This window comes from Vibrio sp. 1401 (genome assembly GCF_033340295.1).
On record NZ_JAWOWF010000402.1, the window covers coordinates 1 to 673 of the forward strand.

The window sequence follows — 673 nt, forward strand, 5'->3', positions numbered from 1 at the left end:
AGATTGTTCAGGCTACAAGCCTTGAGGAGCAAGTTCGTGCGCAGATAGTCATCGGTAAAAAGTTATTAAGAGCTTCTTACTCGTTGGTGATGTATCGCGATAAGCGCTGGTTTGATGATCCAATAGAATGTGGTGAAGTGTTTTTGCAATATCATCCCGAGAAAAAACTGGAGATTGACCGCCTCTGCATATTGTTCTCTGGAAGGCCAATTCCCAAGCGTTCGGTCATTGGCCTAATTGATGCTTTCGGCGGCTGGCTCGTGAAGCAGTACCAAAAGACTGAGTTTCGTATTGGTTAGAACAGTCCCATCTGTGGTGCTGAGAGGGTTTCAAAGTCTGTGCCGATAAATGGCAGAATCGCATCTGCAACAGGCTTTAGCTGCTTGTCGATGTAGTGCTGGTAGTCGATAGGACTGTTACGGTATTCATGAGGCTCAGGGCCATTTAGGGTAATCAAATACTCTATGCGCCCACGATTTTGATACTGTAAAGGTCGGCCAAGCTTGGCATTAATGTCGTCGGCTAAACGCGCTGCACGCACTTGAGGTGGAATGTTTTTTTGGTACTCATGCAGCTTTCGGCGTAGTCGCTTTTGATAAACCAATTGGTCATCAAACTCCCCCTTATTGGTTTTTTCTACTACTTCACGCACATAGTCACTCGGGTCTTCGCC

The 673-nt window shown here is 46.4% G+C and carries 2 pseudogenes; one reads left to right on the forward strand and one right to left on the reverse strand.

Annotation, left to right across the window (positions count from 1 at the left end):
* A pseudogene (locus tag R7Z77_RS25890) lies at positions 1-299 on the forward strand (nucleotidyltransferase domain-containing protein); the annotation flags it as partial.
* Here the strand turns inward: R7Z77_RS25890 and R7Z77_RS25895 are convergent.
* Positions 296-673, reverse strand: a pseudogene (locus R7Z77_RS25895) (DNA polymerase II); the annotation flags it as partial. The pseudogenes R7Z77_RS25890 and R7Z77_RS25895 sit on opposite strands and share 4 nt — an antisense overlap.